The sequence below is a fragment of the Streptomyces sp. NPDC056222 genome, from assembly GCF_042264065.1.
GTDB lineage: Bacteria > Actinomycetota > Actinomycetes > Streptomycetales > Streptomycetaceae > Streptomyces.
Genome location: NZ_JBHJTL010000071.1, coordinates 24,324 through 42,302 on the forward strand (window position 1 = coordinate 24,324; position 17,979 = coordinate 42,302).

Consider the following 17,979-nt stretch of genomic DNA (forward strand, 5'->3'; position numbering starts at 1 on the left):
CCATGCTGCGCATCGCCGTCCCCAACAAGGGTTCACTGTCCGGACCTGCGTCGGCGATGCTCCATGAGGCCGGCTACCGCCAGCGCAAGGAGTCCAAGGAGCTCGTGGTCATCGACCCCGACAACGAGGTCGAGTTCTTCTACCTGCGGCCCAAGGACATCGCGATCTACGTGGCCTCGGGCAAGCTCGACATCGGCATCACCGGCCGTGACCTGCTGCTCGACTCCGGAGCCAACGCCGAGGAGATCCTCCCGCTGAACTTCGGCCGGTCGACCTTCCGCTACGCCACCCGGCCTGGCACCGCGAACGGCCCCGAGGACTTCCACGGGATGACGATCGCCACCTCCTACGAGGGCATCGTCGCCAAGCACCTCGCCGACCAGGGGATCGATGCCTCCGTCGTCCACCTGGACGGAGCCGTCGAGACCGCCATCCAGCTCGGTGTCGCGCAGATCATCGCCGACGTCGTCGAGACCGGCACCAGCCTGCGCAACGCCGGCCTCGAGGTCATCGGCGAGCCGATCCTCAAGTCCGAGGCCGTGGTCGTCCGGCGCAACGGCGCCGACGCCGACCAGCCGCAGGTCCAGCAGTTCCTGCGCCGCCTCCAGGGCGTTCTGGTCGCCCGGTCCTACGTGATGATGGACTACGACTGCCGCGCCGAGCACCTGGAGCAGGCTGTCGCCCTCACCCCGGGCCTGGAGTCGCCCACGATCTCCCCCCTGCACAACGAGGGCTGGGTCGCCGTCCGGGCCATGGTCCCGGCCAAGGAGGCGCAGCGGATCATGGACGACCTGTACGAGCTGGGTGCCCGCGCCATCCTGACGACGGCCATCCACGCCTGCCGCCTCTGACCCTCCCGCAGGCACGAAGGAACGACGAACCGATGTCCGACGCACCCCTCCCCACCCTTCCGGTCACCTTCCGGCCGGCCCGCACCCGAGCGGTCCTGCTGACGATCGGAACGGTGATGTTCACCGTCATCACCGCCGTCGCGCTGATGCTGGAGAAGCTGGGGGCGGGGGAGCGCGCGAGCTTCATCCTCACTGCGGCCCTCTTCCTCGGAGTGCTGACGTTGCTCAGCCGCCCCAAGGTCGTCGCCGACGACAGCGGTGTCACCGTCGTCAACATCACCCGGACACGCCGACTCGCGTGGGCCGAGATCCTGCGGGTCAACCTGCGGCCCGGCGACGCCTGGGTCTTCCTGGACCTGAGCGACGGCACGAGCATGCCCGCGCTCGGCATCCAGCCCGGCATCGCCAAGGAGCAGGCCATCCGTGACGCCCGCGCCCTGCGCGCGCTGGCCGACAGCCGCGGCACCGGACCGGACGCGAGCTGAGCCCGACGGCCCCGGCGGGGGCCGTGGGTCCCCCATACGGGGGCCGACCCCCTGCCCTGCACGGGGTCGGCGTGATTACTCTGGAGGCGGTGGTGCCGAGCGGCACCACCGCCTCGCATGTGCAGGGCCGCTGCCGCGGCCCGCGGGGCCTCCCTGCGACCCGAGGAGTGACTCCCTCCGGCAATGGACGGATCGTCCGGTAGTACCTGCGCCGCCCCCTCCACGGAGGCGGCGGCATGATCATCCCTCTTCTGCTGCTCGCCGCAGCCTTCCTCCTGATCCTCGCCAACGGCTTCTTCGTGGCGGCCGAGTTCGGCCTCGTCACCGTGGAACGCCCCGACGCCGAACGGGCCGCGGCCGCCGGCGACCGGCGCGCCCGCACCGTCGTCAAGGCCCTCGGTGAGCTGTCCTTCCAGCTCTCCGGAACCCAGCTCGGCATCACGATCACCTCGCTCGTCGTCGGAATGCTTGCCGAGCCCGCCCTCGCCCAGCTCCTCGACGGGCCCCTCACCGCGACCGGACTGCCCGAGGGCGCCGTCTCCGGTGTCGCCGTCGTGATCGGCATGCTGCTCGCCTCGGCGGTGCAGATGGTGATCGGCGAACTCGTCCCCAAGAACTGGGCGGTCTCCCGCCCGCTCCAGGTGGCGCGGTTCGTGGCAGGCCCCCAGCACCTCTTCTCGTCCGCCTTCCGGCCGGTGATCGCCCTGCTGAACAGGGTCGCCAACCGGCTGGTCCGGCTCCTGGGCGTCGAGCCCACCGAGGAGCTGGACTCGGTCCGTACCCCCGGCGAGCTGGTCTCGCTGGCCCGGCACTCCGCACGGGCGGGCGCGCTGGAACAGGACACCGCCGATCTCTTCGTACGGACCCTGTCCCTGGGCGGGCTCACGGCCGAGCAGGTCATGACACCCCGGGTGCGGATGAGCGCGCTCCAGTCGGACGCCACCGCGGCGGACGTCCTCAACCTCACCCGGGCCACCGGGCTCTCCCGTTTCCCCGTCTACCGCGAGCGCATCGACGAGATCGTCGGCATGGTCCACCTCAAGGACGCGCTCGCCGTGCCCCTGCACGAGCGGCTGCGCACGCCGGTCGGCCGTATCGCCGTGCCGCCGCTGCTCGTCCCCGAGACCCTGCCGGCGCAGACGCTCCTGGAGCGCCTGCGCCGGGAGCAGCCGATCGCCGTGGTCGTCGACGAGTACGGCGGCACGGCCGGGGTCGTCACTCTGGAGGACATCGTCGAGGAGCTTGTCGGCGAGGTCCGCGACGAGCACGACACCGCGGTCGACGAGCGGCCCGAGCTGGCCGCCGTGGCCGCAGAGGACGGCCGGCCCACCTGGGAGGCCGACGGTTCCTGCCGGGTCCACACCCTGCACCGGATAGGCCTCGATGTGCCCGACGGGCCGTACGAGACGGTCGCCGGGCTCGTCGCCGATCTCCTCGGACGCATCCCGGCCCCCGGGGACCGGGCCGAACTCCCGGGCTGGCGGCTGTCCGTGCGGCAGGTGGACCGCTACCGCGCCGAGCGGGTACGGATCGTCAGGACCGCCGAACTGCCCCTGGTGCCGGAGGCCGTCCGATGAGCATGGTCCAGTTGCTGTTCGCCGTCCTGCTGGTGGTGGCCAACGGCTTCTTCGTCGGCGCCGAGTTCGCGCTCGTCTCCGTACGCCGCAGCCAGATCGAGCCGCTCGGCGGCAAGCGGGCGCGCAAGGTCCTGTACGGCCTGGAGAACCTGCCGCAGATGATGGCCGCCGCCCAGTTCGGCATCACCGTCTGCTCGTTGACCCTGGGCGCGGTGGCCGAGCCGACCGTGGCGCACCTCCTCGAACCGCTCTTCCACGCCGTGCACGTGCCCGAGGGGTTGATCCACCCGCTGGGGTACGTCCTGGCGCTCGCCGCGGTCGTCTTCCTCCACCTCGTCATCGGCGAGATGGTCCCGAAGAACCTCGCGATGGCGGCCCCGGAGAGGACCGCGCTGTGGCTCGGTCCCGGCCTGGTCGGATTCGCCAGGATCTGCCGGCCGGTGACCCGGGCGCTCGGAGCCTGCGCCCGAGTGGTGCTGCGGGCCTTCCACGTGGAGCCGAAGGACGAGGTCGAGGCGGTCTTCACCCGGGTGCAGCTCGGCCGGCTGGTCGAGGACGCGGGCCTGGCCGGACTGCTCGACCCGGCGGAGCAGGAGCGCCTCGAGGACGCCCTCGAACTGGGCAGCCGCCCGGTGACGGACGTCCTCATCGCCCCGGCGACCCTGGTGACGGTCACCCCGTCCGTCACCCCGAGGGAGATCGAGGAGCTCACCGTGCGCACCGGCTACTCGCGCTTCCCGGTGTGCGTCGAGGGGCGCGGGACGTTCATGGGCTTCGTGCACGTCAAGGACGTCCTCGACCTCGAGGAGCGGGAGCGGGCGGTGCCCCAGCACATCTGGCGCCCCATGGCGACGGTCCGCGCCGAGCTGCCGCTCGACGACGCCCTCACCGTGATGCGCCGCGCGGCCACCCACCTCGCACAGGTCGCGGACGGCTCCGGCCGCGTCCTCGGGCTGGTCACGCTGGAGGACGTCCTGGAGACGCTGGTCGGCGAGGTCCGTGACCCCGCGCACCGAACCGAGGTGATCACCGCCGTGCCGCTGGGCGAACAGCGCCCCGAGCGGTCGGCCCAGGCGCTGGCGGGCTGACGGCGGCCCGCCGGGCGTACGCGTCCGGCGGGCCACGGTCGTCACATGCCCGGTGGCTCCTGGGGGCCCCGGGCTGTCGGCCCGCGGCCCGAGAGGACCTCGCCATAGGCCTGCATCAGATCGGCGAGGCGTAAGGTGGCCAGGTCGTCGCGCGTCGGGGTGCTCGCGTATCCGGACAGCCGGAGGTCCCGGTAGGCGCAGGACTTCTCGTACAGCGTGCGCAGGAACCGGCCGTTGCCGAGTTCGTCGATCCAGCCCTGGTCGACGACATGGCCGCTGATCGAGCGGAGCTCGTCCAGGGCCTCCTCGTCCCAGCAGTCCCCGTTCGCCGCCGCCAGCACCTCGCCGATCGCGGTCAGTTCGAGCGGACGGTACGAGGGGAAGTCGACCCGGGTCGTGAACCGTGAGGAGAGCCCGGGGTTGGTGGCGAGCAGCCGGTCCATGCCCTCGGGATAGCCGGCCAGGATCACCACCAGGTGGTCCCGGTTGTCCTCGGCGCGCTTGAGGAGCACCTGAAGGGCCTCGTCGCCGTACGCGTCGCCCTTGCTGTATCCGGTGTTGGAGAGCGAGTACGCCTCGTCGACGAAGAGGACCCCGCCGATCGCCGAGTCGATCAGCTCGTTCGCCTTGACGGCGGTCTGACCGAGGAACTCGCCGACCAGATCGGCGCGTTGGGCCTCGACGAGGTGGTCGCCGCCGAGCAGGCCGAGGGCGTAGAAGACCCGCCCGAGGATCCGGGCGACAGTGGTCTTGCCGGTGCCGGAGGGGCCGGAGAAGACAAAGTGACGTTTCGGCGGCTGGACGGGGAGGCCCTGCCCGGCCCGCAGCCGGGCCATCTCCAGCTGCGCGGACAACGCCTTGACCTGCCGTTTCACCGGCTCCATCCCGACCATGCGCTCGAGTTCGGCGAGCGCCTCGGCGAGCAGGGCAGGGTCGGTGGGGCTGGCGGGGAAGCGGGGCGGGGCCGGCTGCAGGGGGATGGCCGCCTTCTGCCGTACGCCGTCGGGGGGTTCGGGCGGCCCGCTGGGAGTGGGCGGGGGGCCGGGCTCCGTACCCAGCCGAAGCGCGTCGGGGGCCGTCCCCTCGGGATCGGTCTGCGTCGCGTCGGCCGTGTCCTGCCCGGCACCGCCGAGAGCGACCGTGGCGAGCCCCGCCGGGTCGTCCGGCCCCTCGAACCCGTCGTACTCGGCGATCGCCGCCAGCCGGGCGGCCGTGTCCATGAACGCCGGGTCGATCCGGTGCACGGCCCGGTAGAGCGGCAGGGCGGCGGCGCTCCGCCCCGTGCCCTCGTGCGCCCGGGCCAGCCAGTAGCGCAGCTCCTTGCGCTGCGGCTGCTCGCTGCGACACCGCATCAGCGCCGACGAGAGCAGTGGCTCCGCCTGGCTGTACATCTCCAGGCGGACCCGGGCCATCCCGCCGAAGAGTCCCGCCTCGATGCCGAGCAGAGGGTCGTTCACGAGCGACTCGGTGTGGCGGACCAACTGGTCCCAGTCCTTGACGAGATAGGACCGGCAGGCGTGCAGAAAACGGACCTGGGGATCGGTGTCGACCGGCGGCAGTCCCGCCAACGCCCGGTCCAGCTCCGGCACATGGCGGCCGTCCAGCCAGTGCGAGGCGTGCGCGAGCAGCAGATCGCGCGGGCTCTCCAGTACCGGCTGTACCCACCAGCCCAGCCAGTACCAGGAATTCAGGGTCCGGCGGTGCCGGGCGCGCTGTTCTCCGAAGCGGTCGCGGTTGCGGTACATCCGCAGCAGCGCGGTGGTGGTGTCCACGCGCAGCGCGTGCAGCCCGAGCCAGGCGTCCGCCATGCCGGGATCGACGCGTACCGCCGATCGGAACTCTTCCTCCGCCTGCGGATAGGCGCCCATCGTGTAGGCGTCGACTCCCCGCAGCCAGGCGAGCTCGGCCGGGGCCTGTCCGCCCTGCGTGCCGATGTCCATCGGGTCCCCCACAAAACGTGCCCCCGTTGCTGTCCCGGCGGGCGGGCGCCCGCCGGAAGCCGTACAGAACCGCCTTCTCGTGGACGGGATATGACCCCACCGAGGGGCATCGTACCTGCACAGAGCGTGCTCGACGAAGGAGAAGCGCATGATCCGGTGGCCGTGACCCTGGGTAAGCATCAAGGTCGGCAACGGGCCGGAGAAAGGGATGATCAGGGCAGAACGAAGCCCCCGATCACGGGGGAACAACCGGGGGCTTCGTGTCCGCGGCGACTTCGAAAAGCCGCACATTCAGAACGTAAGACCTGTACGCCCCTTGGGTCAAGGTGAGTTGAGGCACTTGCGGAAGTGGGCTTCCGGCTACTCATTTCCGGAGGCGGGATCCATCACGCTCCGTGAGGATGTGGTTCGGGCTCGCTGTCACAGAGGGCCCAGGAAGCCACTCGTAACCCTCAGGACACTCCCGTACCAACGCGTCGGCGAAAGGCCGAGAAGGGTCCGCGGCGAAATGGCGAGTCTCCGCCACCGTCCAGCCGTCCCAGAACGCGGACTGCGCCGGTCCGTCGCGGTCCCGGCCGCGTATCCACGACTCCTCGGGGCCCCTTTCCATCCACAGCAGCGCGGCGAGATACGGCCGCAGGGCACGCCGTCCCGCCCCGACGCCCTCCACGAGGACGACAGGAGCAGGGGGCAGCTCCCGAGGCGGGCCGAAGGTCCGCAGATTCCAGTCGTACGGGTGATAGAGCGCGGTCTCGCCCCGCGAGAGGGAAGCGAGCACCTGGTCCCGCATCCGCTCCGTCCACGCGAACAGTTCCTCGTGGGTGGCGAGGTCGTCGAGATGGAGGACGGGCGCGACCAGCCGGGCGGCGAGGCGGGCGGCGAAGGTGGACTTGCCCGAGCCGGCGTGGCCGTCGACCGCGACCAGCCGCACCGGCCCGCAGGAGGGCGGCAGGCTGCGCAGCGCGTCGGCGGCGCGATCGGCGTCGGTCATGGAGGCAAGCGTAGGCGAAGGCCGTTCGCCGCAGGTCAGGGGCGTGGCACTGCCAGTGGACGAGACCAATATTGGTGCGGCGACGCGGGTCGAATCGCTGGCAGAAGCCCTCCGCGAGCCGCGATAGTGGTCCACGCCCGGCACCGCCCTCGACCCACCTCGCTGCACCATGCGCAACCGCAGCCCCGTCCGTTCGTCTCAACCGTTCTCGACTGGGGGTCACCGCCCATGACCAGCTCCACCCCGCGCAGAACCGTCCTCACCGCGGCGCTCGCGGCCGCCGCGGGAACGGCCGCGGCCTCCGCCGCACCGGCGACCGCCCTGGCCCGTGACGACGTCGGGGCCCGGGCGCCCGCAGCCGCGCCCGGCCTCGTCGACAACCGCTTCTGGACCTCGTACACCGACTGGCGCTGCGGCAGCTCCGCCGGCACCCGGGCCGTCGCCGGCCACCGCCCCGGCCTCGTGATCGCCACGCCCGCCGGCCGTCTCGACTACGCCGACCCGCACACCGACACCACCTCCACCTGGGAGTACGCGAGCTGGACCTCCCCGGTCCACACCTCCACCGTCCCCGCGACCGAGGTCATCGCCTCCTGGAACGCCGACACCCCGCCCGGCACCTGGATCCAGATCGAGCTCCGCGGCACCTACAACGACGCCGGCACCACGCCCTGGTTCGTGATGGGCCGGTGGGCGGCCGGGGACGGCGACATCAAGCGGACGTCGGTCGACGACCAGAGCGACGGCAGAAGCTCCATCTGGACCGACACCTTCTCCGTCGACGACGCGACGAGCGGACTGCGCCTGGTCTCGTACCAGCTGCGCCTGACCCTGCACCGGGCCCCCGGCACGGACCTGACCCCGACGGTGTGGCGGCTCGGCGCGATGGCCTCCGACATCCCCGACCGCTTCACCGTCCCCGCCTCCACGCCGGGACTCGACGGCGAGCTCGCCGTCCCGCGCTACTCGCAGAACACCCACGTCGGCCAGTACCCCGAGTACGACAACGGCGGCGAGGCCTGGTGCAGCCCCACCTCCTCGCAGATGATCGTCGAGTACTGGGGCCGCAGGCCGAGCGACGAGGACCTGGCCTGGGTGAACCCGGACTTCGCCGACCCGCAGGTCTGCCACGCGGCCAGGTTCACCTTCGACCACCAGTACGAGGGCTGCGGCAACTGGCCCTTCAACGCCGCCTACGCCGCCACCTACCGGGACATGAACGCCGTCGTCACCCGGCTGAGCTCGCTGACGGAGCTGGAGACCCTGATCCGGGCGGGGATCCCGGCCATAACGTCCCAGTCCTTCCTCAAGGAGGAGCTGACCGGCGCCGGCTACGGCACCTCCGGCCATCTGATGACCGTCATCGGCTTCACGGCGGACGGCGACGTGATCGCCAACGACCCGGCATCGCCGAGCAACGAGGCCGTCCGCAGGGTCTACCGCCGCCGCGAGTGGGAGAACATCTGGCTGCGTACCAAGCGGTACAACGCGAGCGGGAAAGTGGTCTCCGGCACAGGCGGGGTCTGCTACCTCTACTGGCCGGTCAAGTCGGCACCAAGTCAGCACCGCGTGCTGCGGTCGCTCGGCCTGCTGTGAGCATGTGCGGCCCCACGGCCGTCTCCACGACCTGACGGCACCGCTCCTGGCCGTCCTGAGTGAGGTGGCCGTACCGGTCCACCGTGACCTTGATCGAACGATGCCGGCGTACCGGGCAGGCAGCTTCCTGCGGCATCACGGCACCGTGAACCAGCAGACGTCACCGGAGTCGGGCAATTGGAACAGGCGTCGTACCTCCGCCGCGATCCGCGCGAGGGCGTCGGCCTTCTCCAGGGGCCACGGCAGGAAAGGCTCTTCCGTCGATGCAGTGAGTTCGCCGGCCCGGACTCCGTGGTCGTACAGGTCGCCGATGACGCGTAGGAGGAGCGTCAGCTGTTCCTCGAACGAGGCGCCCCGTCCGAGAAGGCTGCCCACGGAACCGCTCACGACGGAGAAGCCGATCCAGTCGTCGTGCGCGTACTGGAGGAGGTACTCCAGCTCGCCTCGGTACGCGTCCTGGTTCTTCATCGCTCAGTCTTCTCCGTGCTGCGGGATGTGGAATCGTTTCATGTCCAGACCGTCCACGCCGCTGTAGCCGACGGTTGCTCCACCGGAGCCGCTGAACGACCGGTAGGTGACGGTCGCCTTCGGATCGTCGGACAGCTGCCGCACCTCGATGTCGCCCTTCGTCACCCAGGCCGGGTGGATGTGACCCTGCCTCCCGGGGCACGGGCCCTGAGGTGCCGCCCCGTGTGACCTGAGGCCGCCGAACGGGCATACTCCCTGCGCCACGGGCGCCGGGCGCCCCCGAGTGCGATCCGCCGGGGGCAGCATCGGCGCAGCAGTGACCACCGGCGGCATCGCGCCACCCGCGCACGCCGTCGCAGCCCCCGAGAGGGAGGAGTGCGCCGCCATGCCCGACCGCGCCCCGCAGACCGTGGAACGCCGGCTGCCCACCGAGGAGGCCGGGGACCTGTTCGCCCTGGTCCGTGACATCGCCGAGCGGGAGATCGCGCCCCGGGCAGCGGAGGAGGAGGACGCCGGCCACTTCCCCCGGGAGGTCTTCTCGCTGCTCTCCGCCTCCGGCCTGCTCGGCCTCCCGTACGACTCCGACCACGGCGGCGGTGACCAGCCCTACACCGTCTATCTCCAGGTGCTCGAAGAGCTCGCCGCCGCCCGCCTCACCGTCGGCCTCGGCGTCAGCGTCCACTCCCTGTCCTGCCACGCGCTCGCCAACTTCGGCACCAAGGACCAGCGGGCCGCGCAGCTGCCGGCGATGCTGGGCGGCGGCCTGCTCGGCGCGTACTGCCTCTCGGAGCCGGCCTCCGGCTCCGACGCGGCCGCGCTGCGCACGAAGGCCGTCCGCGACGGCGACGACTGGGTTCTCACCGGTACGAAGGCGTGGATCACCCATGGCGGGATCGCCGACTTCTACACGGTCATGGCCCGCACCGGCGGTGAGGGCCCGAAGGGGATCACCGCGTTCCTGGTCCCCGGGGACGCGGCGGGAGTGAGCGCGGCCGCGCCGGAGCGGAAGATGGGGATGAAGGGCTCGCCCACCGCACAGCTCCATCTGGACGGGGTACGGATCCCCGACACCCGCCGCATCGGGGAGGAGGGGCAGGGCTTCGCGATCGCGCTCTCCGCCCTCGACTCCGGGCGGCTCGGGATCGCGGCCTGCGCGGTGGGGGTCGCGCAGGCGGCCCTGGACCAGGCCGTCGCGTACGCAGGCGAGCGGCGTCAGTTCGGCCGGCCGATCGCCGACTTCCAAGGGCTCCGCTTCCTGCTCGCGGACATGGCGACGCAGATCGAAGCGGGCCGCGCGCTGTATCTGGAGGCGGCGCGGCTGCGGGACGAGGGGCGGCCCTTCGGGCGGCAGGCGGCGATGGCGAAGCTCTTCTGCACGGACGCGGCCATGCGGATCACCACGGACGCGGTGCAGGTGCTCGGCGGCTACGGGTACACCGCGGACTTCCCCGTCGAGCGCTACATGCGCGAGGCGAAGGTGCTGCAGATCGTCGAGGGGACCAATCAGATCCAGCGGATGGTCATCGCGCGGCACCTGGTCGGACCAGAGACCCGCTGACAAGGGTGCCGCTCACCCCGCTCACCCGTACGGTCCGGTCCGCCCACACGGGGGCGGCCATCAGCCGGTTCCACTCCTGGTCGCTGCGGCCCGGCAGCGTCCGTCCGCTGCTCGCCCACTGGGTGAGCAGCGCCTTGTAGATGGGTGGGTCGGCGAGGTGCGTCCCCTGATGCGGAACCGATTCTTCAATGCGCGGCTCGGCGAGGCGACGCCGTCCGCTCCCGACCGGGGTGGTGTACAGCGAGGTCATGCCCGTCCCAACGCGCCCGGCATGCCGGTGGTCACCGCCGGACGGAATCGAGCGGGAGTTCGGGAGCTACCCGGGAACCATCCGGTGTCGCACGACTCTGGCCCTCGGCAAGCTTTCTGACTTACCGTCAGATCCCGCTCGCCGACCAGGAGGTCAGCCATGTCCGAGGACCGGCACGCCGACGACCGGCCCGTCGCGCTCGACGAGTACCCGGTGCACCAGGCACCGCTCTCGATGAAGCACCACGTCAGCGGCGACCGCAACGCCTACGACCGGTGCATCTTCCACGTCTTCGACCACCGGGGCCGCGCCCTGCTCATCGCCGGGCTCGGCGTGTACCCCAACACCGGGGTGATCGACGCCTACGCCACCCTCCGTACCGGCGACCGGCTGCACGCCGTACGCGCCTCCGACGCCCTCGGCGACGACCGGATGAACCTCGCCGTCGGCCCGCTGCGCATCACCGTCGACGAACCCCTGAAGACGCTCACGCTGCACTGCGAGCCGGACCCCGCCGACCCCGAGGGGCTCTCGTTCGACCTCACCTGGACCGGGGACTTCCCCACCGTCTGGGAGCCCCATCACACCCAGCGCCGGGGCGACCGGCTCACCCTCGAAGGACGCCGCTTCGTCCAGGCCGGCCACTGCGCCGGCACCATCCGGGCCGGCGGCGAGGAGTTCGCCGTCACCCCGGGGGAGTGGACCGGCACCCGTGACCGCAGCTGGGGCGTCCGCCCCATCCCCGGTGAGGAGCCGGGCCGCGCCGACGAGTTCCGGCCCGAGGGCTTCCACTGGCTCTGGATACCCATGCGCTTCGACGACCGCTTCGTCATGGTCATCGCGCAGGAGGACGCCGACGGCTACCGCACCCTCAACGAGGCCGTGGTCGTACGGAACGGGCAGCGCGACACCCAGCTCGGCTGGCCCCGTACGGACATCACCTACCGGCCGGGCACCCGCCACCCCGAGCGTGCCGTCGTCCACCTCACCGACCCGACGGGCAAGCCCCTGGAGGTCGAGGTGGAGATCCTGGCCTCCTCGCCGCTCGCCGTCGGCGCCGGCTACCCGCCCGCGAGCGACTGGCAGCACGGCACCTGGCAGGGCCGCGACTGGACCGACCGCCGGGTCTACGACCTCTCCGACCCCGCCGCCCACCCCATGGCCGCCTTCGGCGTCACCGACCACGCGGCCCGCTTCACCCTGGACGGGCGCACCGGGTACGGGATCTTCGAGCACGGCTCCTTCGGTCGCCACGACCCGAGCGGCTTCGCCGACCACACCTCCACCGCCGGCTGACCCGAGCCCCGAAGACAAGGAGCTTGCCCATGGCCACCGCGCCCCGCCCCCGCACCTCCACCCGCGACCCCGAGGAGCTCGGCCGTCGCCTCACCGACTGGCTCGAACCGGTCCTCCCCGGCGCCCGGGTCACCGACCTCGCCGTCCCCGGCTCCAACGGCATGTCCAGCGAGACCCTGCTCTTCGACATCGACCACCCCGACGCGCCGGTGCGCGGTTGCGCCCTGCGGCTGGCCGCCGACCCCGCCGCGTACACGATCTTTCCCCTCTACGACATGGAACGGCAGCACCGGGTGATGAGCCTGGTCGGCGAGCACACCGACATCCCCGTACCGCGCGTGCTGTGGCTGGAGCCCGAACCGGGGCCGCTCGGCGCCCCGTTCTTCGTGATGGCCCGGGCCGAGGGCCGCGTCCCACCGGACGTCATGCCCTATACCTACGAGGGGAACTGGCTGCACTCCGCCACCGACGACGAACGCGCCCACCTGGAGGCCGAGTCCGTCTCGGTGCTGGCCCGGCTCCACGACCAGTTCCCCGCGAAGGAGGCGGAGTTCCTCCTACCCGAGGGGACGGGCAGCCCATTGCGACGGCACGTCGACGCCCAACGCGCCTACTACGGCTGGGTGGTGGAGGGACTCGCGCCCTCCCCGCTCATCGAGTCCGGCTTCGACTGGCTGGAGGCGCACTGGCCCGCCGACGAGGGCCCGGCCGTCCTGAACTGGGGCGACGCCCGGATCGGGAACATCGTCTACGACGGATTCCAGCCCGCGGCCGTGCTCGACTGGGAGATGGCCGCCTTCGCCCCGCGCGAGGTCGACCTCGGCTGGACCGTCTATCTGCACCGCTTCTTCCAGGACCTGACCGTGAGCTTCGGCCAGCCCGGGCTGCCCGGCTTCCTGCGCCGTGACGCGATCGAGCGGCGCTACGCCGCCCTCACCGGCCACACGCCGCGGGACATGGAGTTCCACACCCTCTACGCGGCGCTGCGGCACGCGATCGTGATGCTCAGAGTCGCGTACCGCCAGGCGCACTTCGGAGAGGTCGAGGTGCCGGAGAACCCGGACAGCCTGATCCTGCACCACGCCACGCTCGCGGCGATGGTGCGGGGAAGCTACTGGTAGGCGTCGCTACGCAGCGCGCCGCATCTGCGGCACCTTGATCGGACGCGAGCCCGGACCGCCGACGTGCGAGAAGGGCTGCGTCCGCCAGTCGAGACCCTGAGGGAGCGTCAGCAGGAGCGCGGTGTCCTGCTCCTGGACCTCCAGCGTCTCGTCCGCGGGGCGTGCGTCGGCCGCGGCCCGGCCGGTGCCGGGGCAGACCGTGAGCACGAACGGGTTCCACGGCGTCGGGCACAGCGCGTGCTCCGGCAGCACGTCCTCGTCCGCGAGCAGCGCGATCGGCTGGACACAGTCCGGGCAGATCACCCGGTACATCTCAAACGTGTCGTAGGCGTCGAGCTCGTCGGCCGTCTCGACCGAATCAACAGGCTCCTGCATGGAGAATCTCCCCCTCGGGTGGGTCGACCACGTTCGGATGGACTCGACCACAGCAAGCAATTCCCATACGGCCGGGCGCATAACCGTGAGGTCTCGAACGAGCTGGCCGCAAACCTGTGGTCTTCGTCACATGCCCCTCGCAGGTGCCCCGAGGATGCCCATAGATGCCTTTGCGGAGGGGCCCCCGGCTGTGCCGATGGCACTCCGGGGCAATAGGTTGACCGCATGGAGGAGCTGGATCGTCAGATCGTCGAGTTGCTCGTCAGGGACGGGCGCATGAGCTACACCGACCTGGGCAAGGCCACGGGCCTGTCCACCTCGGCCGTACATCAGCGCGTCCGCCGCCTCGAGCAGCGCGGGGTCATCCGCGGCTATGCCGCAGTCGTGGACCCGGAGGCCGTCGGGCTGCCGTTGACCGCCTTCATCTCGGTCAAACCCTTCGACCCGAGTGCCCCCGACGACACCCCGGACCGGCTCGCCGACATCCCGGAGATCGAGGCCTGCCACAGCGTCGCGGGCGACGAGAACTACATCCTCAAGGTGCGCGTCGCGACCCCGCTGGAGCTGGAACACCTCCTCAGCCGCATCCGCTCCCAGGCCGGCGTCTCCAGCCGCACGACGGTCGTCCTGTCGACCCCGTACGAAGCCAGGCCGCCGCGCATCTAGCCTGGTCGCATGAGCGAGACCCTTCCTGACATCGAGCACCGCACCGTCCTGCTGCGCGGAGGAGACGTCCACAGCCCCGCCGACCCCTTCGCCACCGCCATGGTGGTGGAGCGCGGTCATGTCGCCTGGGTGGGCTCGGAGGGCGCGGCCGACGCCTTCGCCTCCGGGGTGGACGAGGTGATCGACCTGGAAGGCGCGCTCGTCACCCCCGCGTTCGTCGACGCGCACGTGCACACCACGGCGACCGGTCTCGCGCTGACCGGCCTCGACCTGTCCTCCGCCGCGTCGCTCGCCGAGGCCACGGAGAAGATCCGGGCCTACGCCACCGCGCGCCCCGGCGACCGGATCCTGATCGGCCACGGCTGGGACGCCTCGCGCTGGCCCGAGCGCCGAGCGCCGCACCGCGACGAGTTGGACCGGCTCACCGGCGGCCGCCCGCTCTACCTCACCCGGATCGACGTCCACTCCGCCGTCGCCACCACCGCCCTGCTCGACCTCGTGCCCGGCATCCGCGAGCTCTCCGGCTTCCGCGACGGCGAACCGCTGACGGGTGACGCCCACCACGCCGTCCGCCGCGCCGCCTACGCCGCCCTCTCGCCCGCGCAGCGCACCGAGGCCCAACGTGCGGCCCGCGCGCATGCCGCCTCGCTCGGCATCGGCACCCTGCACGAGTGCGGCGGGCCGGAGATCTCCTCCGAGGGCGACTTCACCGGGCTGCTCGACCTCGCCCGCGAGGAAACCGGGCCGCGCGTCGTCGGCTACTGGGCCGACCTCGACATCGAGCGGGCCCGCGCACTCGGCGCCGTCGGCGCGGCCGGCGACCTCTTCGCCGACGGCTCGCTGGGCTCGCACACCGCCTGCCTCCACGACGCGTACACGGACGCCGGCCACACCGGCATCGCCCACCTCGACGCCGCCGCGGTCGCGGCCCATGTCGTCGGCTGCACCGAGGCCGGGCTCCAGGCCGGGTTCCACGCCATCGGCGACGCGGCCGTCACCGCCGTGGTCGAGGGCGTTCGGGCCGCCTCGGAGAAGCTCGGTCTCGCCCGGATCCGCGCAGCCCGCCACCGGGTCGAGCATGCCGAGATGCTCACCCCCGAGACGATCGCCGCCTTCGCCGAGCTCGGCCTCACCGCCTCCGTCCAGCCCGCGTTCGACGCGGCCTGGGGCGGCGACGAGGGCATGTACGCCGACCGCCTCGGTGTCGAGCGGGCCCGCACCCTCAATCCGTACGCCGCTCTGCTCCGTTCCGGGGTGCCGCTGGCCTTCGGCTCGGACAGCCCGGTCACCCCGCTCGACCCCTGGGGCACCGTCCGCGCGGCCGCCTTCCACCGCACCCCCGAGCATCGGATCTCCGTCCGTGCCGCCTTCACCGCCCACACCCGGGGCGGCTGGCGGGCCGTCGGCCGCGACGACGCCGGCACGCTCGTCCCCGGCGCCCCGGCCGACTACGCGATCTGGCGGGCCGACGAGCTCGTGGTCCAGGCGCCCGACGACAGGGTGGCCCGCTGGTCGACCGATCCGCGCTCCGGAACGCCCGGTCTGCCCGATCTGACCCCCGGCGGCGAACTCCCGGTCTGTCTGCGCACGGTGGTGTTCGGACAAACGGTCTTCGTCGGGCCGAACGAGTGACATAGGGACATTTCGTACCGCCGATCGATGATCAACCGGCTTGTCCACGACCTGCGGATCTTCCCCACTGACCTGGCAGTATCGGTCATCTCCGCAGGTCAAACGAGTATTGACAGCGAGCGGCCACCGGCCGGTAGGTTCGGCGAGTCCACCACAGGACGTCCGACCGGGTTCACCTCCACGCAGTCGTCGAACGCCGCTGGGTCAAGGAATGGTGTGCCGCACCGGCTCACCATCGCCGGGAACCAGGTTCAGCGCCCGCGCCTCGGGGGCGAGGGAAGGTTTCTCCGGCGGAGGGTGGGACCCGGGTGGGGCCCGGACGTTCAGTAGACAACGGCTCTCGGTCGACCCGCAGCCAGCGGGTTCCAGGTCGGCCCGAAGGGCGCCGGGCCCCGATCCGCACACCGCGCGCCACGCCGGTACACGCCCATGGACACCGGCAACCAACCCACCGCGCCCGAGTCGCGCCCCGGGCTCGCTATGGTGGGGGTTCGCGTATGTATCCGAAGGGGCAGCAGTGAACGACGGTGGCCAGAGGCGTTACGGCCCGCTCGGCAGAGCCTTGGTGATCATTCCGACCTACAACGAGGCGGAGAACATCAAGCCGATCGTCTCGCGCGTACGGGCGGCCGTACCGGAGGCGCACATCCTCGTCGCCGACGACAACAGCCCCGACGGCACGGGCAAGTTCGCCGACGAGATCGCGTCGGACGACGACCATGTCCACGTCCTGCACCGCAAGGGCAAGGAGGGGCTCGGCGCCGCCTACCTCGCGGGCTTCCGCTGGGGCATCGAGCACGGCTACGGCGTCCTCGTCGAGATGGACGCCGACGGCTCCCACCAGCCCGAGGAGCTGCCCAGGCTGCTGACCGCCCTCAAGGGCGCCGATCTGGTGCTCGGCTCCCGCTGGGTGCCCGGCGGCCGGATCGTGAACTGGCCCAAGTCCCGCGAGTTCATCTCCCGCGGCGGCAGCCTGTACTCCCGCGTCATGCTCGACGTGCCGATCCGCGACGTCACCGGCGGCTACCGGGCCTTCCGCAAGGAGACCCTGGAGGGCCTGGGTCTGGAAGACGTGGCCTCGGCCGGCTACTGCTTCCAGGTCGACCTGGCCCGCCGCGCCGTCGCCGCCGGCTTCCATGTCGTCGAGGTTCCGATCACCTTCGTGGAGCGCGAGATCGGCGACTCGAAGATGAGCCGCAACATCGTCGTCGAGGCCCTCTGGCGGGTCACCGGCTGGGGTCTGACGGCCCGTGCGAACAAGGTCGGCAAGATGCTCGGCCGCAAGTCCGCGAGCTGACCCCCTCCCTGCTGCACTGATCTCTCCTTTACGGCGTTCCTGCGACGGGCCAGGCACACTGGGGGGCATGACCAACGGCGCAACGCCTCCCCTGGCCCCCAAGCGCTCCCGCGCGCGTACGTACCTCCCGCTGGCCTTCGCCGCCTGGCTGGTCCTCGAGATCTGGCTGCTCACGGTGGTGGCGAACGCGGTCGGCGGGCTGACGGTCTTCGGTCTGCTGCTCGGCGGAGCCGTCCTCGGTGCCGTGGTGATCAAGCGGGCCGGACGCCGGGCCTTCCAGAACCTCACCGAGACCTTCCAGCAGGCGCAGGCGGCGGCGCAGTCCGGCGTCGCACCGCCCGTCGGCGACGGGTCCGGCTCGCGCGACCGCAACGGCTTCCTCATGCTCGGCGGTCTGCTGCTGATGATCCCCGGCCTGATCTCCGACGTGGCCGGTCTGATGCTGCTCGTACCGCCCGTGCGCTCCTTCCTCGGCCGCTACGCGGACCGGGCCGCCGAGCGCAGGATGAACGCCGCCGCCGCTCCCGGCAGCCTTCAGGACGCCTTCCAGCAGGCCCGTATGCGCCGTCCCGACGGCAAGGTCGTGCAGGGCGAGGTCATTCGCGAGGAGGGGCCGCAGGGGCCGCAGCGGCCCCAGGAGCCCCGCCCGCCCCTGATGCAGTGATGCAGTGATGCGCGTGGCGCGTCCGACGCCGCGATCCGGGCGGTGATCCGGCCGCGGCGCCGGGCGCGACGGACTCGCAGGACGACAAACGCCGCGGGGCCCGGTACACACAAGGTGTACCGGG

18 protein-coding genes are annotated in these 17,979 nt (G+C 71.7%); 12 read left to right on the plus strand and 6 right to left on the minus strand.

All coding sequences use genetic code 11. The features are described from left to right. Positions 1–2 precede the first annotated feature (2 nt). From hisG to ACFC0D_RS27620, 4 genes are all read left to right on the plus strand, one after another. The gene (gene hisG, locus ACFC0D_RS27605; protein WP_376441304.1) at positions 3–851 is read left to right on the plus strand and encodes an ATP phosphoribosyltransferase; all 849 of its coding nucleotides are present in this window, start codon (positions 3–5) and stop codon (positions 849–851) included. Between the two features lie 32 nt (positions 852–883). Then, positions 884–1,336, plus strand: coding sequence for a PH domain-containing protein (locus ACFC0D_RS27610; protein WP_376441307.1), 453 nt, complete (start codon positions 884–886; stop codon positions 1,334–1,336). 236 nt (positions 1,337–1,572) lie between these two features. After that, positions 1,573–2,913, plus strand: coding sequence for a hemolysin family protein (locus ACFC0D_RS27615; protein WP_376441310.1), 1,341 nt, complete (start codon positions 1,573–1,575; stop codon positions 2,911–2,913). Next, positions 2,910–4,001 (plus strand): hemolysin family protein, encoded by a 1,092-nt coding sequence (locus ACFC0D_RS27620; RefSeq protein WP_376441312.1) that lies wholly within the window; start codon positions 2,910–2,912, stop codon positions 3,999–4,001. Before ACFC0D_RS27615 ends, ACFC0D_RS27620 begins: the two co-directional genes overlap by 4 nt. Positions 4,002–4,042: 41 nt before the next feature. On the opposite strand, the gene ACFC0D_RS27625 is transcribed toward ACFC0D_RS27620, so the two are convergent. Together ACFC0D_RS27625 and ACFC0D_RS27630 are read right to left on the minus strand one after the other, a co-directional pair. Continuing rightward, entirely contained in the window at positions 4,043–5,941 is a 1,899-nt protein-coding gene (locus ACFC0D_RS27625) for an AAA family ATPase (protein WP_376441315.1), read from the minus strand. 364 nt (positions 5,942–6,305) lie between these two features. Then, entirely contained in the window at positions 6,306–6,932 is a 627-nt protein-coding gene (locus tag ACFC0D_RS27630; protein WP_376441318.1) for a uridine kinase, read from the minus strand. Between the two features lie 228 nt (positions 6,933–7,160). Between ACFC0D_RS27630 and ACFC0D_RS27635 the strand changes: the two genes are divergently transcribed. Then, on the plus strand, positions 7,161–8,528 hold the full coding sequence (locus tag ACFC0D_RS27635; protein WP_376441320.1) for a peptidase C39 family protein: 1,368 nt from the start codon (positions 7,161–7,163) through the stop codon (positions 8,526–8,528). A 135-nt stretch (positions 8,529–8,663) separates the two neighbouring features. Here the strand turns inward: ACFC0D_RS27635 and ACFC0D_RS27640 are convergent, their stop codons facing one another. Continuing rightward, positions 8,664–8,996 (minus strand): hypothetical protein, encoded by a 333-nt coding sequence (locus ACFC0D_RS27640; protein WP_376441322.1) that lies wholly within the window; start codon positions 8,994–8,996, stop codon positions 8,664–8,666. Positions 8,997–8,999: 3 nt separating this feature from the next. Then, positions 9,000–9,161: a hypothetical protein gene (locus tag ACFC0D_RS27645; RefSeq protein WP_376441325.1), complete on the minus strand. Its 162-nt coding sequence runs from the start codon at positions 9,159–9,161 to the stop codon at positions 9,000–9,002. Between the two features lie 220 nt (positions 9,162–9,381). Between ACFC0D_RS27645 and ACFC0D_RS27650 the strand changes: the two genes are divergently transcribed. After that, complete coding sequence (locus tag ACFC0D_RS27650) at positions 9,382–10,554, plus strand: acyl-CoA dehydrogenase family protein (protein ID WP_376441328.1); 1,173 nt, start codon at positions 9,382–9,384, stop codon at positions 10,552–10,554. Here the strand turns inward: ACFC0D_RS27650 and ACFC0D_RS27655 are convergent. Then, on the minus strand, positions 10,517–10,804 hold the full coding sequence (locus ACFC0D_RS27655; protein WP_376441329.1) for a hypothetical protein: 288 nt from the start codon (positions 10,802–10,804) through the stop codon (positions 10,517–10,519). The two genes, ACFC0D_RS27650 and ACFC0D_RS27655, sit on opposite strands and share 38 nt — an antisense overlap. Before the next feature lie 159 nt (positions 10,805–10,963). On the opposite strand from ACFC0D_RS27655, the gene ACFC0D_RS27660 reads away from it, so the two are divergent. Further along, on the plus strand, positions 10,964–12,100 hold the full coding sequence (locus ACFC0D_RS27660; RefSeq protein WP_376441331.1) for a hypothetical protein: 1,137 nt from the start codon (positions 10,964–10,966) through the stop codon (positions 12,098–12,100). Between the two features lie 29 nt (positions 12,101–12,129). Then, positions 12,130–13,221 (plus strand): phosphotransferase family protein, encoded by a 1,092-nt coding sequence (locus tag ACFC0D_RS27665; RefSeq protein ID WP_376441333.1) that lies wholly within the window; start codon positions 12,130–12,132, stop codon positions 13,219–13,221. Between the two features lie 6 nt (positions 13,222–13,227). On the opposite strand, the gene ACFC0D_RS27670 is transcribed toward ACFC0D_RS27665, so the two are convergent. Further along, entirely contained in the window at positions 13,228–13,596 is a 369-nt protein-coding gene (locus tag ACFC0D_RS27670) for a hypothetical protein (protein ID WP_376441336.1), read from the minus strand. A gap of 225 nt (positions 13,597–13,821) precedes the next feature. Between ACFC0D_RS27670 and ACFC0D_RS27675 the strand changes: the two genes are divergently transcribed. The 4 genes from ACFC0D_RS27675 (at position 13,822) to fxsA (ending at position 17,855) form a co-directional block, all read left to right on the plus strand. Beyond that, the gene (locus tag ACFC0D_RS27675; protein ID WP_215071913.1) at positions 13,822–14,262 is read left to right on the plus strand and encodes an Lrp/AsnC family transcriptional regulator; all 441 of its coding nucleotides are present in this window, start codon (positions 13,822–13,824) and stop codon (positions 14,260–14,262) included. Between the two features lie 9 nt (positions 14,263–14,271). Next, positions 14,272–15,894 (plus strand): amidohydrolase, encoded by a 1,623-nt coding sequence (locus ACFC0D_RS27680; RefSeq protein WP_376441338.1) that lies wholly within the window; start codon positions 14,272–14,274, stop codon positions 15,892–15,894. 517 nt (positions 15,895–16,411) lie between these two features. Next, positions 16,412–17,191 carry a polyprenol monophosphomannose synthase gene (locus tag ACFC0D_RS27685; RefSeq protein WP_329122969.1) on the plus strand — a complete coding sequence of 260 codons (780 nt, stop codon included), beginning with the start codon at positions 16,412–16,414 and terminating at the stop codon, positions 17,189–17,191. A 67-nt stretch (positions 17,192–17,258) separates the two neighbouring features. Beyond that, positions 17,259–17,855 carry an FxsA family membrane protein gene (gene fxsA / locus ACFC0D_RS27690; protein WP_376441342.1) on the plus strand — a complete coding sequence of 199 codons (597 nt, stop codon included), beginning with the start codon at positions 17,259–17,261 and terminating at the stop codon, positions 17,853–17,855. Positions 17,856–17,979: the final 124 nt, after the last annotated feature.

Excerpts from the sequence above, each read along its gene's own strand:
- hisG (WP_376441304.1), top strand. The coding sequence starts at position 3 with ATGCTGCGCATCGCCGTCCCCAACAAGGGTTCACTGTCCGGACCTGCG.
- ACFC0D_RS27610 (WP_376441307.1), top strand. The coding sequence starts at position 884 with ATGTCCGACGCACCCCTCCCCACCCTTCCGGTCACCTTCCGGCCGGCC.
- ACFC0D_RS27615 (WP_376441310.1), top strand. The coding sequence starts at position 1,573 with ATGATCATCCCTCTTCTGCTGCTCGCCGCAGCCTTCCTCCTGATCCTC.
- ACFC0D_RS27620 (WP_376441312.1), top strand. The coding sequence starts at position 2,910 with ATGAGCATGGTCCAGTTGCTGTTCGCCGTCCTGCTGGTGGTGGCCAAC.
- ACFC0D_RS27625 (WP_376441315.1), bottom strand. The coding sequence starts at position 5,941 with ATGGACATCGGCACGCAGGGCGGACAGGCCCCGGCCGAGCTCGCCTGG.
- ACFC0D_RS27630 (WP_376441318.1), bottom strand. The coding sequence starts at position 6,932 with ATGACCGACGCCGATCGCGCCGCCGACGCGCTGCGCAGCCTGCCGCCC.
- ACFC0D_RS27635 (WP_376441320.1), top strand. The coding sequence starts at position 7,161 with ATGACCAGCTCCACCCCGCGCAGAACCGTCCTCACCGCGGCGCTCGCG.
- ACFC0D_RS27640 (WP_376441322.1), bottom strand. The coding sequence starts at position 8,996 with ATGAAGAACCAGGACGCGTACCGAGGCGAGCTGGAGTACCTCCTCCAG.
- ACFC0D_RS27650 (WP_376441328.1), top strand. The coding sequence starts at position 9,382 with ATGCCCGACCGCGCCCCGCAGACCGTGGAACGCCGGCTGCCCACCGAG.
- ACFC0D_RS27655 (WP_376441329.1), bottom strand. The coding sequence starts at position 10,804 with ATGACCTCGCTGTACACCACCCCGGTCGGGAGCGGACGGCGTCGCCTC.
- ACFC0D_RS27660 (WP_376441331.1), top strand. The coding sequence starts at position 10,964 with ATGTCCGAGGACCGGCACGCCGACGACCGGCCCGTCGCGCTCGACGAG.
- ACFC0D_RS27665 (WP_376441333.1), top strand. The coding sequence starts at position 12,130 with ATGGCCACCGCGCCCCGCCCCCGCACCTCCACCCGCGACCCCGAGGAG.
- ACFC0D_RS27670 (WP_376441336.1), bottom strand. The coding sequence starts at position 13,596 with ATGCAGGAGCCTGTTGATTCGGTCGAGACGGCCGACGAGCTCGACGCC.
- ACFC0D_RS27675 (WP_215071913.1), top strand. The coding sequence starts at position 13,822 with ATGGAGGAGCTGGATCGTCAGATCGTCGAGTTGCTCGTCAGGGACGGG.
- ACFC0D_RS27680 (WP_376441338.1), top strand. The coding sequence starts at position 14,272 with ATGAGCGAGACCCTTCCTGACATCGAGCACCGCACCGTCCTGCTGCGC.
- fxsA (WP_376441342.1), top strand. The coding sequence starts at position 17,259 with ATGACCAACGGCGCAACGCCTCCCCTGGCCCCCAAGCGCTCCCGCGCG.